Below are 15,694 nucleotides of genomic sequence, written 5' to 3'. Positions count from 1 at the left end.
CCGCCCCGTAGAGCATGCCGGGGCCCTGTGGCGGGATGGCTTCCCACCACAGGGCCCGGTCGCCGTTTCCTTCCTCGGTCCGGCCCCTAAACGCGCGGGGCCGCGACGTCCACGCACTCCAGGACCCCGAGCGCGTCGGGGACCAGGACTGCCGCGTTGAAGTAGGCGCTCACGAGGTAGCGGGCGATGGCCGCCTCGGTGATGCCCATGAAACGGACGTTCAAGGAGGGCGCATACTCGTCGGGCAGCCCCGTCTGGTGCAGCCCGACGACCCCCGCGTCGTCCTCACCGGTGCGCATCGCGAGGATGGACGTGGTGTGGTCGGGCCCGACGGGGATCTTCCCGCACGGGTAGATCGGCACCCCGCGCCACCCGAGCAGCCGCTTGTCCCCGTCGACGATCTGGTCGGGCGCGACGCTCCGCCGGGTGCACTCCCGGAAGAACGCCGCGATGGCCTTGGGATGGGCGAGGAACAGGCGGGTGCCGCGCCGCATCGCCAGCAGGTCGTCGAGGTCGTCGGGAGTGGGTGGGCCGGACCAGGTGGAGATCCGCTGGGTATCGTCGGCCTGGTGCAGCAGGCCGAAGTCGGGGTTGTTGACCAGCTCCCACTCCTGCCGCTCGCGCAGCTCCTCCACGACCAGGCGGAGCTGTTCCTCCGCCTGGTTCATCGGCCCGTTGTACAGGTCGCCGACCCTGGTGTGGACGCCGAGGACCGTCTGGGCGACGGCGAGCTCGATCTCCTGCGGGTCGGGGTCGTAGTCGGCGAACGTCTCGGGCAGGCGTGGTTCGCCCCGGTGTCCCGCCGCGAGCCGGATCTCGGCCTCGCCCCTGCGGTTGGCGGGGGAGGCGGCCGCGGCGCGGTGGGCCGCCAGGTGCGCGCGCAGCTCCGGGCTGACATCGCGCAGTTCGGCGAGGGCCGCGCGCGGCAGCGCCAGGACGGTTCCCGCGGTGGCGGCCCGCAGCGTCTCCTTCCAGACGGGGCCGTCGGACCCGGCCGCCAGCAGGTCACCGCCCGCGTGCCGCCCGTCGGTGAGGACGCCCAGCATCGCCGGGCCGCCGTACCGGCCGGTGCCGATCCGCTCGACCCGGCCGCGCGCGACGACCAGGACCTCCGTCACCGGTGCGCCTTCGGCGGCCAGGACGTCGCCCGGCTCGACGTCGCGGGCGGTGAAGCGGCCCGCGAGCTCGGAGAGCAGCATCCTGCCCCGGGCGGTGCCTCCGAGCCCGTGCAGGGCGGGGACGCCGCCGAGCGAGTCCGGCGCCACCCGCACGCCCGAGGCGCCCCACCGGAAGGTGAGCAGCCCTGGCCGTGCGGTGGTGGTGCGGCGGCGGTTGATCCGGTAGATGCCGCCGCTGACCTCGACCCAGGGGAGTTTGCGCAGCAGCCATCTGGAGGAGATGGCCTGCATCTGGGGCGGGGTCTTGGTGGTGGTCGCCAGCAGGCGGGCCGCCTCAGTCGCCAGGCTGAGCGCGGGCGGGTCCGCCAGGGCCTCCTCGATGGGGGGCATCGCCTCTCCTTCGTCGGTCCGGGCGGTCAGACCCGGTCGGCGGCGATGAGCAGGTAGTGGAAGCTCCCGCCGGTGTAGGCCTCGAGGAAGGCGTCCTCGATGCCGGTGACCAGATGCGGGGAGCGGGCGCGCATCCGCCAGTACGGGATGGTCGCCTCGGTGAGGTCGATGACGTTGATCGGCACGAGGCCGTTCGCCGCCATCGCCTTGAAGTAGGCGCTGCGCGGGTGGATGTCGCAGATGTAGTGCGAGTTGATCTCGCTGACGGCCCGGGACGGCAGCCCGTACACGTCGTTGTAGCAGCCGGTGATGGTCACATACCGGCCGCCGGGCTTGAGCAGCCTGCTGTGCTCGGCGAAGAGGTCGTCGAGGTTGACGTACATCGTGGACTCGTTGTTCCAGATGCCGTCGAAGGCGGCCGTCTCGAAGCCGGTCGCGAGCATGTTCCGGAAGGAGAAGCGCGCCGAGTCGGCGACGCCGCGGCGTTCGGCCTGCTCGTTCGCGAACCTCACCTGCTCCTCGGAGATCGAGATGCCCTCCACCTGCGCGCCGAAGCGCTGGTTGGCCATGAAGCTCGTGCCGCCGCGGCCGCAGCCGGCGTCCAGCAGGCGGCCGCCGACCGGAATGGGCGCCAGATGGTCCAGCAGGAAGGACGCCTGAGCGGTCTCCAGCCTGTGCAGTTCCTCGATCGTCCGCTGCTCGCGCGTGTCCTCCGGACCCTCCAGCACCGACCAGTCGGGCTCGCCGATGCCGTAGTGGTGGTGGTAGGTGCCGCTCACGTCGCCGAGCAGCAGGTTGACCGGGTTCCGTTCGGCGTTCCAGTAGTCGGCGACCGAACGCTGGTAGAGGCTCTTGAGCACGGGGGCGGTGGCGGTGGTGGTCGGGGACATGGCCGTTCCTCTCATTCGGTGATCACTCGGTGCACTCAGGACGGGTGGACTCGGGAGGGGTTCACTCGGTGCGGTAGCGGGCGTTGGTGGCGTGCCATTCGAAGCCGCCTCCCATCCACGCCCGGACCCCGCGCAGGAACCACTGGAGCTGCGGGGAGGGCACGGCCGACAGTTCGGCGTGCGCGGCCTGGAACCCCCGGACGAGGTCGTTGTGCAGCTCGACGACGGCCTCGGTCGCCGCTTCGACGGAGCAGTCCCGGTCGGCGGCGACGAGCAGGACCATGTTGCAGACGGGCTTCTCGTCCGCCGCGTCCTTGGCGACGGAGAAGAGGTCGTTGAGCATGACCGAGGCGGTGCCCGCCTGGAAGAGCGCGTGGCGTACGCGCTCCTGGTAGTACAGCTCGGCGGGCACCTCGTAGCCGCCGACGGCGTCGACCAGCGTCATCGAGGTGTAGAAGCTGTCGTGCTGGCGGGCCGAGAGGTACTCCCAGGCGGGAGGACGCTTGTCGGTCTCCCGCCAGGCGGCGTAGGCCGACCAGCTCACGAACATCGCGAAGGTGGAGTAGCAGACGCGCTGGACCTGGGCGGCGCTGCCGCGGGCGGCCAGGTGCTCGGTCGCCGAGCGCAGCATCCGCAGCACGAGGTCGTCGGCGAGCGCCTCCTCCAGCGGGGGCGTGAAGTCCCCGGTGAAGGGCGGCGGGTCCATCGCGGACATGGCCAGGGCCAGCCGGGGCGGCAGCAGTTCGGGGACGGCGCCGAGTGAGGTGTCGTCGGCGTAGTAGTCGTCGGCGGCCCACCATGCCGCGTTCAGCTTGGCCGCGGTGAGCAGGGCCTCGGGGTCGTCGGTGTCGGGGTGGGTGAGCATCGCGAGCCTGCCGAAGCCCGCCGCCGCCATCGCGTCGAGCTCGTCGTCGCGGAAGCCGAGCCCGGCGCCCCAGACCCGCAGCCGCGCGTCCACCTCGGCGCCGAGCGCGGCGTCGATCCGTTCGACGGCCGGGACGTACAGGGGCGGCGCCGATCCGTCGCCCCAGGACCGGTGGGTGTACACCGGTGGTGTTCCCACGGTCCTGTGCACCGCCGCGGCGCCGGTGCCGAGCCCCGTGGGGCCGGGCATGCGCCACGGGACGCGTTGCGGCGCGGCTTCGCCAGATACCTGGCCCACACCCATGATCCACCTCCGCGCGATCTCGTGTTCGGCAAGAGACTGTCACGTTTGGTGAGTGCGTGGATACGATATGTGCCTTCCGGGAAAGTGATGGATCACCGTCGGTCTGGCTATGGACACGAAGCGCGACGGGTGGTACGCGCGGGGTGGGCGTGCCTGATGCGTCGGATGGGGCGGGGAAGCCGGTAAAACGCCCACACCCGGGCTTTCTCCCTAATCCCGGGAGGGGGTGTGGGGAAATGTAGGAATGTTACATCTATGCGGTAAATGGATACTTAGAGTGATGATGGGAGTGCTTTCCGTGCTCCCGGAACTCGATCCGGCGCGCGCCGCCGGGGACGGAAGGAGCCTTCCGTGAACCGCAGTCCCTTGTGCTCCCGGAGCCGTCGTCGGCTGACGGCCCCGAGGGCGCTGGCCGTGGTCCTGGGCCTCACGGCGACCGGCGTCTCCGCCGCGCTCGCCGGGGCCGCTCCGGCCGAAGCGGTCCACACGCCCAGCGACGACCCGGTCGTCACCGGCACCGAGGACTTCGACGACGTCGTGGACCTCGACCTCCGCTGGTAACCCCGCACCCCGTTCGTGCCCGGAGGACTCCCGGCCCCTCCGGGCACGCCCCTCTCAGTTCCCCGGCGTGGTCCCCGCGCCCGTCGCGCGCAGCGCCGTCGCGACGAGTTCCTCGAGCCGGTCGTGGTGGGCGCCCTTCCAGTACAGGTGCGCGCAGCCGGTGCACGCGGCGTACTCGTCGAAGGTCCGGGAGGTCCCCGCGGGGAGCGACTCCAGGACGTCGGCCTTGGCGACCCGCCGGAGCGGGGCGTTGCACGCGGGGCAGCGCGTCCAGGGCGCGAGGGGAGGCGCGAAGCGGTGCAGGATGTCGGCGAACTGGGCGTCGGGGTCGTCCCCCAGGACGTGCGCGCCGAGCCAGAGGGCGCGGCGCCGCAGCAGCCCCCGGTCGCGGGTGAGCAGGACGCGGCGCTCCGCGTTGGCCAGGACGACGAGCTCGGGGTCGTCGAGTGACGGCTCGTAGGCGGTGTCGAGCCCGACGAGCCGAAGGCGCCGGGCCAAGGCGCCGAGATGCACGTCGAGCAGGAATCTCGCCGGCGAAGGGAGCGGCTGCGGCCGGCGGACGGGGGTGACGAGCACGTCATCGCCGCCGCTCGGGCGGTAGGAGGGATCGACCCGCCTCCCGGCCACTTCCAGCCCGCCGACCTCGGTGAGCGGTACCCCTGCGGCCTCCACGAGGTGGCCGAGTGAGGAGGTCCCGTCATGGGGCACGCGCACGACGAGCCCCGCGCGGTCCCGGGGACGGAGGAACAGGCGGAGGTCGGGGGCGAAGGACAGGGACAGTTCCGCAGTGCCGCTCGTGCTCATGCCGACGCTCACGCCGACACGGCCGGAACGATGTTCTGGTTCACGTGAAGGATGTTGTCGGGGTCGTAGAGGGCTTTCACGGCGGTGAGACGCTCGTAGTTGCCCCGGTAGGAGGCCCGGACCCGGTCCTGCCCTTCGTCCATCATGAAGTTGACGTAGGCCCCGCCCGCCGACGTCCCGTGCAGCGCGTCCCAGTACTCGCGCGCCCACGCCTTGATGGCCTCGGCGTTGGCCGGGTCCGGGTCGACCCCCACGATGACGCCCGACCAGCCGCCGTCACGGTAGGCGAAGGCGGTCGCGTCGGAAGGCACGCGCGACACCGCGCCGTCCACGGGGTACAGGTGCATCGTCGACTGCGGGGTCGGCAGCCGTTCGGCGAAGGCGCGGTGCACCTCGATGGCCTCGTCGGTGATCTCGGTGAAGAAGTCGGCGCGCCAGTACCACTGGTGGCCGGGAGGGTAGAGGGCGTCGAACGCGCTCTGCAGGGCGGTGAAAGGCATCGCCTGGAGGCCGACGAGGAGCGGGTACCCGAAGGCTCGGACGGGGGACAGCACCTCGTCCGCCCGGTCGCGCGGCCCGCTGTAGCACCAGATGATCCCGCAGACCTTGCGCCCCCACAGGGACTCGGGGAAAGGCGGCGCGGGAGGGACGGTGATGAGGGCGAACCATCCGTTCAGGTCCTCGGGAAGGGTCGGGAGGATCTCCCGGTACCAGCGCAGGACGTCGCCGGTGTCGGCGAGGTCGTAGAGGACGGGGCCGCCGACGATGAGCCCCTTGTCGCCGATCTCGTGGCAGCGGAAGGTGAAGGAGGTGACGATGCCGAAGTTGCCCCCGCCGCCGCGCAGCGCCCAGAACAGGTCGTCATGGGAGGTCGCCGAGGCGCGGATGAAGGCGCCGTCCGGCAGGACGACGTCGGCGGACAGGAGGTTGTCGATGGTGAGCCCGCAGCGCCTCGACAGGTGGCCTATGCCCCCGCCGAGGGTGAGCCCTCCGACGCCCGTGGTGGAGATGATCCCCGAAGGGGTCGCCATGCCGAAGGCCGCCGTCGCGTGGTCCACGTCGCCCCAGGTGCAGCCGCCGTCCACCCGGACGGTCCTGCCCTGCGGTTCGACCGAGGTGCTCCGCTGCGCCGACAGGTCGATGACGAGCGCGTCGTCCCACACGCCGAGGCCGCCCGCGTTGTGGCCGCCGCCCCGGACGGCCAGGGTGAGCCCCTGGGCACGGCCATGCCTTACGCAGGCGATGACGTCGGCGACGTCCCGGCAGCGCGCGATGGCCGCCGGATGCTTGTCGATCATCGCGTTGTAGACCGCGCGGGCCGGGTCGTAGCCGGGATCGCCGGGCAGGATGAGGTCACCGCGCAGCGCCGTGCGCAACTCGTCGAAGGCTCTCATGGGTCCGCCATCCCCAGCAGCGCCTCCCGATACATACCTAGATGTTCCTTTTGTAGCTAGATCTATGGGTGTATCCGAGGGGTGAACGTGACCTTTGCCACGAAAAGTACTGATCCTTGCACGCTAGGGAATGACAAGAGGCATGAAGTGGTTCCGCAGGCATCCCGAGTCCGACCACCGTCCGACCGCCCGAGAGCGCGCCGCGGCCGCGCGCACCGCCCGCGCCGAAGCCGACCTTCGCGCCACCGAGGCCGAGATCCACGCCCTCGCCGCCCGCGCCCGCCGCGCGGTCCGCCGCACCTGACCCCGCGCCCCGCGCCTGGCGCCGGGGCCCGCCCGGCGCCGGCGCTCACTCACACGAAGAGCGCGTCCACCAGCGTGTGGACGTGCGCACGGAACCGGGCCCTCTCCCTCGGACCGCCTCCCGGCGTTCCGAGGGGAGAGCCGGCCACCGTGTGCATCTGGATGGTCCACACCAGCGTCAGCAGGGTGAGCTCCGCATCGACGCCGTCGCGCGCGATCGCGGCGAGCGCGGGAATCAGCCGCTCCGTCTGCGGCTTGGCGTAACTCTGTTCGACGTCGCGGATGTCCGTGGCGTCGTTCATCCACCGCTGGATCCACAGGGCCGCGAGATACGGGCTTCCCTCGATGGAGTCGATGTAGTCGTCGATGAGCCGGTGGTAGTCGTCCCGGGTGAAGCCGGGCCGCATGTGGTCGGAGACGAGCTGGAGGTCGTGGCTCTGCGCCTCCTGATAGACCGCGAGGTAGAGGGCGCGCCGCCCCCCGAACTCGCTGGCGATCTCCTCGACGGGGACCCCCGCCGCACCGGCGATCAGCGTGCTCGTCGTCTGGTCGTAGCCCAGCTCGGCGAACAGCCGTGCGGCGGCGTGGAGGAGCCGTGCGCGGGATGTCTGCTCCGTCATGGTGTCCGCCACCTCCGGCCGGTCCGCGCGGTTCAGGGTGCGGGGGAATACGTGGTGAGGGTCTCCTGCCGCGACTGCACCGGGGCGCTGAGCGTGCCCTTGCCCGCCTTGACGAACGTGAAGGTCAGCTCGACGTTCCCGCCGCTCGGCAGGGCCGCCGTCAGATCCTTCAGGATGATCTTCGCCTCGGGCCCGACCCGGACGTCCTCCCCGGCGGGCAGCGTGATCGGGCCGCCGACGATCTCGGCGGAGGCCGCGGCGGGCGACGTCACCGACTGGAGGACGTCGGCCTCGGCCTCGGTCCCCGAGGTGTTGTCGACCTCGCCGCCCGCCGGGTGGTTGACCATCGTCAGGTAGACCGCGGCCGATGCGCCCTTGGCGAGCTCCGCCCCGTCGTCGCCGCCGAGCACGAACACATCGCGCAGATCCACCTGGCCGACCTGCCCGTCCACGCCCGCCTCGGGGGACACCGAGCCCGAGTCGCCCGCCTCGTCGCCGTTGCCGCACCCGAACAGCAGCGTCCCGCCCAGCAGCGCGAGCGCCGCGACCGAACCGATCCTCATCGTCCCCCCAAGACTCAACCCTCCCTGTGGGGATGCCAGAGATCCGCTCCCGCCAAAACACCCCCCACCCCATGCGACCGCAAAGCCGCGAGGCGGCGCGGGGGCGGGAGCGGGCGCGTCAGCCGAGGGGGACGGCGTCTTCGAAGGTCATGCGGAGGTGGGAGACGGTCGTGGTCGTGAGGGCGGGGAGGCGGTCGAGGCCCAGGCGGCGGAGGTCTTCGGCGACGGGGTGGGGGCCGAGGAGGACGGTGGCGCCGCCGGGGCGCATGCGGACGCCGGAGGGGTTCATCACCCAAGGAGTGCGACGGGTGGCGCCGTCGATGCAGGAGTAGGCGTCCACGGTGGTACTGCCGGCACCGGCGGGGACAGGGAGGCCGGGCTTCACCTGGAGGGAGACGGCGAGGGCGCCCTTCTCGTGGACGGCCGCGCGCTGGGGGCCGGTCCAGTCGATGGGGAGATGGGTGATGACCTTGGGGAAGCCCCAGATGGTGCGGCCGGCCTCCAGGGTGAATCCACCGTCCACGGGGAGCCAGTGGATGAAGGCCCCGACGGGGGAGACTCCCTCGCCCTCCCCCTCGACGAGGAACGCGACGGCGAACTCGTGATAGGGCCCGAGGTCTCCGTCGATGTACTCGATGAAGGCGAGGGTGCACACCGCGAGGCCGGGGGCGGGCCGCAGCACGCGCAGACCGCTGTAGCCGATGACGCTCTGGGCGGTGCGCGCCGGAACGGCCCACATGGCCGAAGCCACGCGGGCCTTGCGGATCTCGACGGGCATGGCGATCTGTCGTCCCTGGATCTCGTGCATGCCTCAAGTAGAACAGGTTCTAGATCGGAGTCTCAAGCCCGGCCCCCCGAGGCCGGGCCCGGTTCCGGTCACCGCCGGGTGAGCTCGGGGCGCAGCGCCAGCAGGACGCCGAGGGCGCAGTAGCCGACGAGCAGGTGGACGCCGCCGACCCAGCCCGCGATGTCCTCGCCGAAGATCCCGTAGGCCGGTACCGAGACGATCGCCCAGCTCTCGGCGACCAGCGGCCACCCGCGCAGGACGCCCCGCCAGCGGCCCGCGAAGGCGAGCTTGACCGCGATGATCGCCATGCCGAGCATGGACAGCGGCCAGGTCAGGTCGAGGACCGCCAGCCACCCCGACTCGGCCTGGGCGTCCGGCAGCACCCCGTGCAGCAGCGACCAGACGCTCGCCAGGCCCAGGACGACCGCCTCGAGCTTCAGCGCGAACCGCGCGGCCCGCGACGTGCCGATCGCCATGGTGCGGATCTGCACCCACAGCAGGCAGAACACGCCGAGCTGGAAGGCGAGCCCGGTCAGGTCGATGATCCGGCCCTCGGTGCCGGTGCCGTCGCTGCCGTAGGCGATGATCGCGACGGCCCAGGTCAGGGCGCCCGCGGTCAGGCCGAGGCCCGCCCGCCTGATCGCCTTGGCCGACGGGCCGGAGTCGGCCGCGGGGCCGGTCGGCGCGGCGACGTCGGTGCGGGCGCGGGCCCGCTCGTTGGTGTAGCGCGTTTCCATGGTCTTCCTCCGTCGCGGCGCCCGGCCGCGGTCCTCGGCTCACCGCGGCGGTCACCGCGACGTGCTTCACGATCCGCGCCCGCCGTCCCGAGCCGGCAGGGCCGGTCATCCCCGATCGGCGCCCGGATCGACGCCGGGCGGTCCCGGGACGCGCGTCCCTGGGAGGGCGCCCGGGAAAAAGCGACAATGGGCCGTGTGACCGATGTGCCCCCCGCCGGGAAGCCGGCCTCAGGCGACCCACCGCACCCGAATCCCGTACCCACCGCCGCCGCGCGCTTGCGGCGGCCCGCCCTTCGCGGCCTGGCCCCGGCCGCCGCCCTGCGGGCCGCGCTGCCCGCGATCCTCGTCGCCGCGGCGCTCGCGTGCACGGTCGCCACCGCGGTGCTCGAGCTGCGGAACGCGGGTGCCGAGGTCCCGCCGAACACCGGGGTGGACGGCACGAGCCTGCCCGCGTCGCTGTGCGGCCTCGTCCAGGCGGTCTCCGCGGCGCTGCTGCTGCGCCGCCTGCCCCGGCATCCGGTGGCCTGGGTGCTGATGGTGTCCGGGCTGCACTGGGCGCTGAACGGGCTGGCCGGGGCCTGGATCGTGCACGGCGTCTACGTCGATCCGGGCGCGCCGGGCGTCGCCGCGGCGTTCTGGCTGTACACCAGGCTCGGCGCGGCGCTCCTGCTCGGGCTGCCGCTCCTGCTGCTGATCTTCCCCGACGGAAGGCTGCCCGCCGCCCGGTTCTGGCGGGTTCTCTCGGCGGTGGGCCTCGGCCTTACCGCGCTGCTGCCCGTCGTCTGGGCGCTCGTGCCCTCCTCGGTCGTCGCGGCCATGGAAGGCCCGCCGCCGCCCGAGATCGCCAGGCTCGACCTCGACCCCCTGAACGCGCACCTTCCGGACGCCTTCTGGACCGTCGCCGTCCACGGGGCACAAGCCATCACGCCCGTCACCCTCCTCATCCCGCTCGCGGTCCTCGCGCACCGCTACCGCGCGGCGGGGCCGGAGGGCCGCGCCCAGATCCGCTGGCTGCTGTGGGCCGCGCTGGTCAACGCGTGCGTGCTCGTCCTTCCTCTGCTCTTCTCCGCCGAGCTGACCGCCCTCCTTCTGTACGCGGGCATCTGCCTTGCCTGCGGGGCGATCCTTGCGGCCGTCGCCAAGTACCGCCTCTACGACATCGACCGGCTGCTTCCGGCGACGCTCCTGTACGCCGTCCTGGCGGTGGTGGTGGTCGGGCTCGACATCGCGGTGTTCACCGTCGCCGGAAGCGTCCTGGGCGAGCGGGACTCGGCCCTCGCCGCGATCGCGGTCGTGGCCATCGCGTACGCGCCCTTGCGGACGTGGCTATGGCGGCTGGCCCGTCGTCTGGTGCACGGCTCCCGCGACGACCCCTACGCGATGGTCTCCACCCTCGCGGCCCGCCTCGACCAGGCGAGCGGCCCCGAGGAACAGCTCGCCGCGCTCGCCAGGACCGTCGCCGACGCGTTCCGCCTCCCGTACGTCCGGGTGGAGATCGAACGGCCGGACGGGGTGCGGTCGGTCGTCGAGCACGGCGTCCCGCGCGGCCCGTCGGTGTCGCTGCCCGTCGTCTACTCCACCGACGCCGTGGGCAGGCTCGTGCTGTGCCGGGCCGAGCTGACCGAGCGCGACCAGCGGCTGCTGGGCGACCTCGTGCGCCAGGCGGCCGCCGCGGCCCGGTCGAGCGAGCTGAGCACCGACCTCCAGCGCATCCGCGCCCAGCTCGTCGCGGCCCGCGAGGAGGAGCGCCGCAGACTCCGCCGCGACCTGCACGACGGGCTCGGGCCGAGTCTCGGCGCGGTCGCCCTGCGCATCGAACTGGCCCGCAACCTCGCCCGCAGCGCGCCCGAGCGGTCCGACCGGATCCTCGAGCAGACCGCCGCGGAGGTCTCCGGCGTCATGGCCGACGTGCGCCGTCTCGTGCACGACCTGCGCCCGCCCGCTCTCGACGAACTGGGCGTGCTGCGCGCCGTCGAGCAGCACGCCGACCGGCTGCGCTCGGCCGCGCTCCAGATCATCGTGGTCGGCGGCGCGGGCCTGGACGGGCTCCCCGCGGCCGTCGAGGTCGCGGCCTACCGGATCGTCTCCGAGGCGCTCGCCAACGTGGTGCGGCACTCGGGCGCGGCCCGCTGCGAGGTCACGCTCGCCGCGCGCGGCGCGGTGCTGGAGGTCGAGGTCCGCGACGACGGTTCGGGCATCGGCCCCGACACCGCGGCGGGCGTCGGCATGCTGTCGCTGCGCGAGCGGGCCGCCGAACTCGGCGGAGACTGCGCGGTCACCTGCCCGGACGACGGTGGCACACTGGTGCGCGCGAGACTTCCGCTGGAGATGGAGACCGCCGTTGCCTGAGGTGCCGGTGCCCGACGAGCCCCTGCGCGTCCTGCTCGCCGACGACCACCCCGTCTATCGCGACGGGCTGGCCATGCTGCTCGGCTCGGTGCCCGGCATCGACGTGGTGGGCACCGCCGCGTCGGGGGCCGAGGCCGTCGCGGGGGCCGCGGAGCTCCAGCCCGACATCGTGGTGATGGACGTCGGCATGCCCGGCATGGACGGGATCGAGGCGACCCGCCGGGTCACCGCGGCGAGCCCGCACATCGGCGTGGTCGTGCTGACCATGGCCGAGCAGGAGGCCACCCTGTTCGCCGCGATGCGGGCCGGCGCGCGCGGGTACCTCCTCAAGGGCGCGAACCAGACCGAGATCGTCCGGGCGATCCGCGGGGTGGCCGCCGGGGACGTCATCTTCGGACCATCGGTGGCGCGGCGGGTCGCCGACTTCTTCGCGGGCCCGGAGGAGAGCGGCCGATCCACGCCCCCGGAACCCGCCGAGTACGTCTTCCCCCAGCTCACACCCCGCGAGCGCGACATCATCGAACTCGTCGCCGCGGGCCGCTCCAACGCCCAGATAGCCGCCGCCCTCTTCCTGTCCCAGAAGACGGTCCGCAACAACGTCTCCAACATCTTCACCAAACTGCACGTCGCCGACCGCGCCGAAGCCATCGTCCGAGCCCGCGACGCCGGCCTGGGCCGCCGCTGACCCCCTCCCCACCCTCAAGGAGTCAGGGGAGAGGCGAGTTGTAGCGGAGGAGGGAGGCGTGGGAGGGGTGGAGGCGGATCTCGGTGAGGGCGGCGTTGTCCAGGGCGGGGAGGCGGCGGCGGTAGTCGGCCAGGGGGATGCCGAGGAGGTGGCAGAGGGCGAGGCGGATCGCGGTGGTGTGCGCGACGACCAGGACCCGGTCGCCCTCGATCTGCCTGAGGCAGGACACGAAGCGGTCGGCGGCGGCGCCGGGACGTTCCCCGCCTGGGAGCGGGTGCGCGGAGGGATCGGCCTCGAAGGCGGCGCGCGCGGCCGGGAACCGAAGGTTCATCTCGGCCTTGGTGAGGCCCTCGCCGAGCCCGAAGTCCAGCTCGCGCAGCCGGGCGTCCACCCGCAGGCCGACGCCGGCGGCCTCCGCGCTCGGCGTCGCGGTGATCCTTGCCCGGCTCAGCGTCGAGCACCACACCGCGTCGAGCGCCGCGCCCTTCGCCCACGCGGCGAGCCGCTCGGCCTGCCGCACCCCGGTCTCGGTCAGCCCGATGTCGCTGACCCCGGCGTACCGGTTCTCCGCATGCCACACGGTCTGCCCGTGCCGCACCAGCACGAGATCCGTCATCCCGCCCTCCCCGACTACCGCCTCGGCGCCAGAACCCGAAAAGATCATCTCACCGTCCGTCCGCCCGCGCGTGGCCTCGAGCCCCGCGCGTCCCGGGCGCCCGGCCTCGCCCCGCCGCACCAGGCGCGCTCGGGCGGGTCCGAGGACGAGCACGGGCGCGTGGCGGCCGGGCTCCTGATCGGCTCGATGCTCCTGCGCGAGGAGGCCCCGGAGCCCATGGCCCGGTTCAGGGGCCTCCGCGCGCGGCGCCGCCGACGGCCGGACGGGTCCGATCGGTGGATCCCGTGCTCTCCCGCATGGGCGTGGGTCAGGGGTGGTGGACGAGGGTGGTCAGGGGGGTGTCGGTGAGGGAGTGGCCGGTGTGGAGGAGGTGGCGGCCCGGATTCGGGTTCCAGGCGCCGTCGCGCCAGGTGGCGTAGGCGCGGGCGGGGACGCCGATGGCGACGGTGGTGGATTCGCCGGGACCGGCTTCGGCGATGGCGAAGCCGACGAGTCGGCGGGCAGGGCTCTCGGGGTCGGGGTCGGCGGGGGACAGGTAGACCTGGACGACCTCGCGGCCGCTGCGCGTTCCGGTGTTCCGGACGGTAACGGTGAGGGTTCCACCGGCATGCTCGGCGCTCTCGTAGGACCAGGTGGTGTAGCCGAGGCCGGAACCGAACTCGAAGGCGGGGGCCGTGCCGGCGCGCTGCCACGCGGGGTAGCCGACGAAGACGCCTTCGGCGTACTCGATCACCCCGTCCTTGGGGGTGACGTCCACGACGGGGCAGTCCTCGAGCACGGCGGGCCAGGTGGTGGGCAGCCGTCCGCCCGGTTCGAGCGCGCCGGTGAGCACGTCGGCGAGGGCGTGGCCGCCCTCCTGCCCGGGGAACCAGGTGAGCAGGAGCGCCGCGACGTCGTCGCGCCACGGCATCTCGACCGGCGATCCGGCGTTGACGACGACGATCGTGCGCGGGTTGGCGGCGGCCACCCGGGCGACGAGTTCGTCCTGGCGGCCGGGGAGCCGCAGCGACGTGCGGTCGAATCCCTCGCTCTCGACCTCCTTGGACGTGCCGACCACCACGACCGCGACCTCGGCCGACGCCGCCGCCTCGACGGCCTCGTCGAGCAGCGCGTCGGGGTCCGGCCGCGGCTCGCGGTGCAGGAGCGCGAACCCGAGGAACGGGACGGGCCCCGCGGCGCGCGCCACCCGGTGCACCACCTCCACCTCGACGGGCCGCCCCGCCTCGAGGACCTTCGGGAGCACCGTCTGCGGCGCGACGAACAGCGCGGCGAAGGGATCGCCGCTCGCCGGTGCGACCGTGCCGTCGAAGAGGACTTCGCCGTCCGCGGTGAGCCGGAACGTTCCCGCGCCCTCGACGCCCAGCAGATGCCCGCCGGACTCGCCGGGGGTGAGCGTGCCGCGCAGCACGACGGAGTCGAGCGCCGCCGGGTCGATCCCCTCGGGCAGCTGCCCGAGCCACTGGATGACGCCGTCGGGCTGGTCGAACTCGGCGAGGACCGCGCCGTCGGCGGCCAGCGCGGTGACCCGCACGGTGACGGCCGCGGGCAGCAGCCGTTCGCTCGGGTCCGCGCCGCGCGCGTAGCGGACGTCGAGTCCCGCGGCGGTGAGCCCGTCGAGCGCGGAGACGACGTGGAAGGGCGTGACCTGGGCGCTGCCGCCGCCCATCACCCGGGCGTCCTTGGCCGGGCCGCCGATGAGCGCGATCCGTGGCGAACCCTCGAGCGGCAGGACGCCGTCGTTGCGCAGCAGGGTCGTCGCACGGGCCGCCGCCACGCGCGCGAGCACCGGGCCGTCGAAGTGGCCGGGGGCGGTCGGTCCGGAGGTGCGCCCGGCCAGGCGCAGGACCCGCGCGGCCTTCTCTTCGAGGACTTTCCGCGGCACCTCGCCTTCGCGGACCGCGGCGGCGAGCGGGGGGCCGTAGGGGGAGGCCATGCCGGGCATCGCCACGTCCAGCCCGCCCAGGGCCGCCGCGACGGTGTCGCGGGCGCCGAACCAGTCCGAGACGACGAACCCGTCGAAGCCCCACTCCTCGCGCAGGACGCCGTTCAGGAGGGCCGCGTTCTCGCTCATCCGCACCCCGTTGACGCCGTTGTAGGCCGCCATGATCCCCCAGGGCCGCGCCTCCCGGACCACGATCTCGAACGGGCGCAGGTACACCTCGCGCAACGCGCGTTCGGAGACGGTGACGCTCGCCGTCATCCGCTCGGTCTCGAAGTCGTTGGCCACGAAGTGCTTGACCGTGACCGCCACTCCGCACTCCTGGACGCCCTGGACGTAGGCGGCGGCGATCAGGCCGGTGAGCAGCGGGTCCTCGGAGAAGCACTCGAAGTGCCGTCCACCGAGCGGGGAACGCTGGATGTTGACCGTGGGGGCGAGTAGCACCTGCACGTCCTTGCGCTGCGCCTCCTGCCCGAGCAGCGCTCCGAGGGTGCGGACGAGGGAGACGTCCCAGGTGGCGGCGAGCGCGGTGGGGCTGGGCAGCGCGATCGACGGGTCGCCGGTCCACCGCACGCCGCGGACGCCGATGGGCCCGTCGGACATGGTGAGCCCCCTGAACCCGAGTTCGGGCACGGCGGGCAGGGACCACATGTCGGCGCCCGTGAGGAGGCGCGCCTTGGCGTCGAGCAGGGCGTCGTCGTTCGCGGTCATGGGTGGCTCCTCGGGCACGGGAGGGTCAAGGGGCGGACGTGCGGGGTCCCGTTCCGGCA

General features: G+C 73.1%; 15 protein-coding genes. 4 read left to right on the top strand and 11 right to left on the bottom strand.

Annotation, left to right across the window (positions count from 1 at the left end; all coding sequences use genetic code 11):
* Positions 1 to 86 precede the first annotated feature (86 nt).
* The 3 genes from EDD29_RS31035 to EDD29_RS31025 all read right to left on the bottom strand — a co-directional run bounded on the left by EDD29_RS31035 (position 87) and on the right by EDD29_RS31025 (position 3,560).
* Positions 87 to 1,508 (bottom strand): family 2B encapsulin nanocompartment shell protein, encoded by a 1,422-nt coding sequence (locus EDD29_RS31035; RefSeq protein ID WP_123667847.1) that lies wholly within the window; start codon positions 1,506 to 1,508, stop codon positions 87 to 89.
* 26 nt (positions 1,509 to 1,534) lie between these two features.
* Positions 1,535 to 2,398, bottom strand: a complete 864-nt coding sequence (locus EDD29_RS31030) for a geranyl diphosphate 2-C-methyltransferase (RefSeq protein ID WP_123667846.1) — start codon at positions 2,396 to 2,398, stop codon at positions 1,535 to 1,537.
* A gap of 61 nt (positions 2,399 to 2,459) precedes the next feature.
* Positions 2,460 to 3,560, bottom strand: a complete 1,101-nt coding sequence (locus tag EDD29_RS31025; protein WP_148086153.1) for a family 2 encapsulin nanocompartment cargo protein terpene cyclase — start codon at positions 3,558 to 3,560, stop codon at positions 2,460 to 2,462.
* 357 nt (positions 3,561 to 3,917) lie between these two features.
* On the opposite strand from EDD29_RS31025, the gene EDD29_RS45015 reads away from it, so the two are divergent.
* Entirely contained in the window at positions 3,918 to 4,127 is a 210-nt protein-coding gene (locus EDD29_RS45015) for a hypothetical protein (protein ID WP_148086152.1), read from the top strand.
* A gap of 54 nt (positions 4,128 to 4,181) precedes the next feature.
* Here EDD29_RS45015 and EDD29_RS31020 read toward each other — a convergent pair whose 3' ends face one another.
* Both EDD29_RS31020 and EDD29_RS31015 read right to left on the bottom strand, forming a co-directional pair.
* Entirely contained in the window at positions 4,182 to 4,931 is a 750-nt protein-coding gene (locus tag EDD29_RS31020; protein WP_123667844.1) for a Mut7-C RNAse domain-containing protein, read from the bottom strand.
* An 8-nt stretch (positions 4,932 to 4,939) separates the two neighbouring features.
* Positions 4,940 to 6,325 (bottom strand): FAD-binding oxidoreductase, encoded by a 1,386-nt coding sequence (locus tag EDD29_RS31015; RefSeq protein WP_123667843.1) that lies wholly within the window; start codon positions 6,323 to 6,325, stop codon positions 4,940 to 4,942.
* 142 nt (positions 6,326 to 6,467) lie between these two features.
* On the opposite strand from EDD29_RS31015, the gene EDD29_RS45850 reads away from it, so the two are divergent.
* Positions 6,468 to 6,629, top strand: a complete 162-nt coding sequence (locus EDD29_RS45850) for a hypothetical protein (RefSeq protein WP_170201660.1) — start codon at positions 6,468 to 6,470, stop codon at positions 6,627 to 6,629.
* 49 nt (positions 6,630 to 6,678) lie between these two features.
* Here EDD29_RS45850 and EDD29_RS31010 read toward each other — a convergent pair whose 3' ends face one another.
* From EDD29_RS31010 to EDD29_RS30995, 4 genes are all read right to left on the bottom strand, one after another.
* Complete coding sequence (locus tag EDD29_RS31010) at positions 6,679 to 7,248, bottom strand: TetR/AcrR family transcriptional regulator (RefSeq protein WP_148086151.1); 570 nt, start codon at positions 7,246 to 7,248, stop codon at positions 6,679 to 6,681.
* 32 nt (positions 7,249 to 7,280) lie between these two features.
* Positions 7,281 to 7,811, bottom strand: coding sequence for a copper chaperone PCu(A)C domain-containing protein (locus EDD29_RS31005; RefSeq protein ID WP_123667841.1), 531 nt, complete (start codon positions 7,809 to 7,811; stop codon positions 7,281 to 7,283).
* 118 nt (positions 7,812 to 7,929) lie between these two features.
* Entirely contained in the window at positions 7,930 to 8,619 is a 690-nt protein-coding gene (locus EDD29_RS31000; RefSeq protein WP_123667840.1) for an acetoacetate decarboxylase family protein, read from the bottom strand.
* Positions 8,620 to 8,687: 68 nt separating this feature from the next.
* Positions 8,688 to 9,335, bottom strand: a complete 648-nt coding sequence (locus tag EDD29_RS30995; RefSeq protein ID WP_123667839.1) for a hypothetical protein — start codon at positions 9,333 to 9,335, stop codon at positions 8,688 to 8,690.
* A gap of 195 nt (positions 9,336 to 9,530) precedes the next feature.
* On the opposite strand from EDD29_RS30995, the gene EDD29_RS30990 reads away from it, so the two are divergent.
* The gene (locus tag EDD29_RS30990) at positions 9,531 to 11,684 is read left to right on the top strand and encodes a sensor histidine kinase (RefSeq protein ID WP_170201659.1); all 2,154 of its coding nucleotides are present in this window, start codon (positions 9,531 to 9,533) and stop codon (positions 11,682 to 11,684) included.
* Position 11,685: 1 nt separating this feature from the next.
* Entirely contained in the window at positions 11,686 to 12,369 is a 684-nt protein-coding gene (locus tag EDD29_RS30985; RefSeq protein ID WP_342774480.1) for a response regulator, read from the top strand.
* Between the two features lie 22 nt (positions 12,370 to 12,391).
* On the opposite strand, the gene EDD29_RS30980 is transcribed toward EDD29_RS30985, so the two are convergent.
* Both EDD29_RS30980 and EDD29_RS30975 read right to left on the bottom strand, forming a co-directional pair.
* Complete coding sequence (locus EDD29_RS30980; RefSeq protein ID WP_123667837.1) at positions 12,392 to 12,985, bottom strand: histidine phosphatase family protein; 594 nt, start codon at positions 12,983 to 12,985, stop codon at positions 12,392 to 12,394.
* A 307-nt stretch (positions 12,986 to 13,292) separates the two neighbouring features.
* Positions 13,293 to 15,635, bottom strand: coding sequence for a beta-glucosidase family protein (locus EDD29_RS30975; protein WP_123667836.1), 2,343 nt, complete (start codon positions 15,633 to 15,635; stop codon positions 13,293 to 13,295).
* Positions 15,636 to 15,694 lie beyond the last annotated feature (59 nt).

Origin of the sequence: Actinocorallia herbida (genome assembly GCF_003751225.1) — a bacterium.
Lineage (GTDB): Bacteria > Actinomycetota > Actinomycetes > Streptosporangiales > Streptosporangiaceae > Actinocorallia > Actinocorallia herbida.
This window is presented reverse-complemented; position numbering and strand designations above follow the sequence as displayed.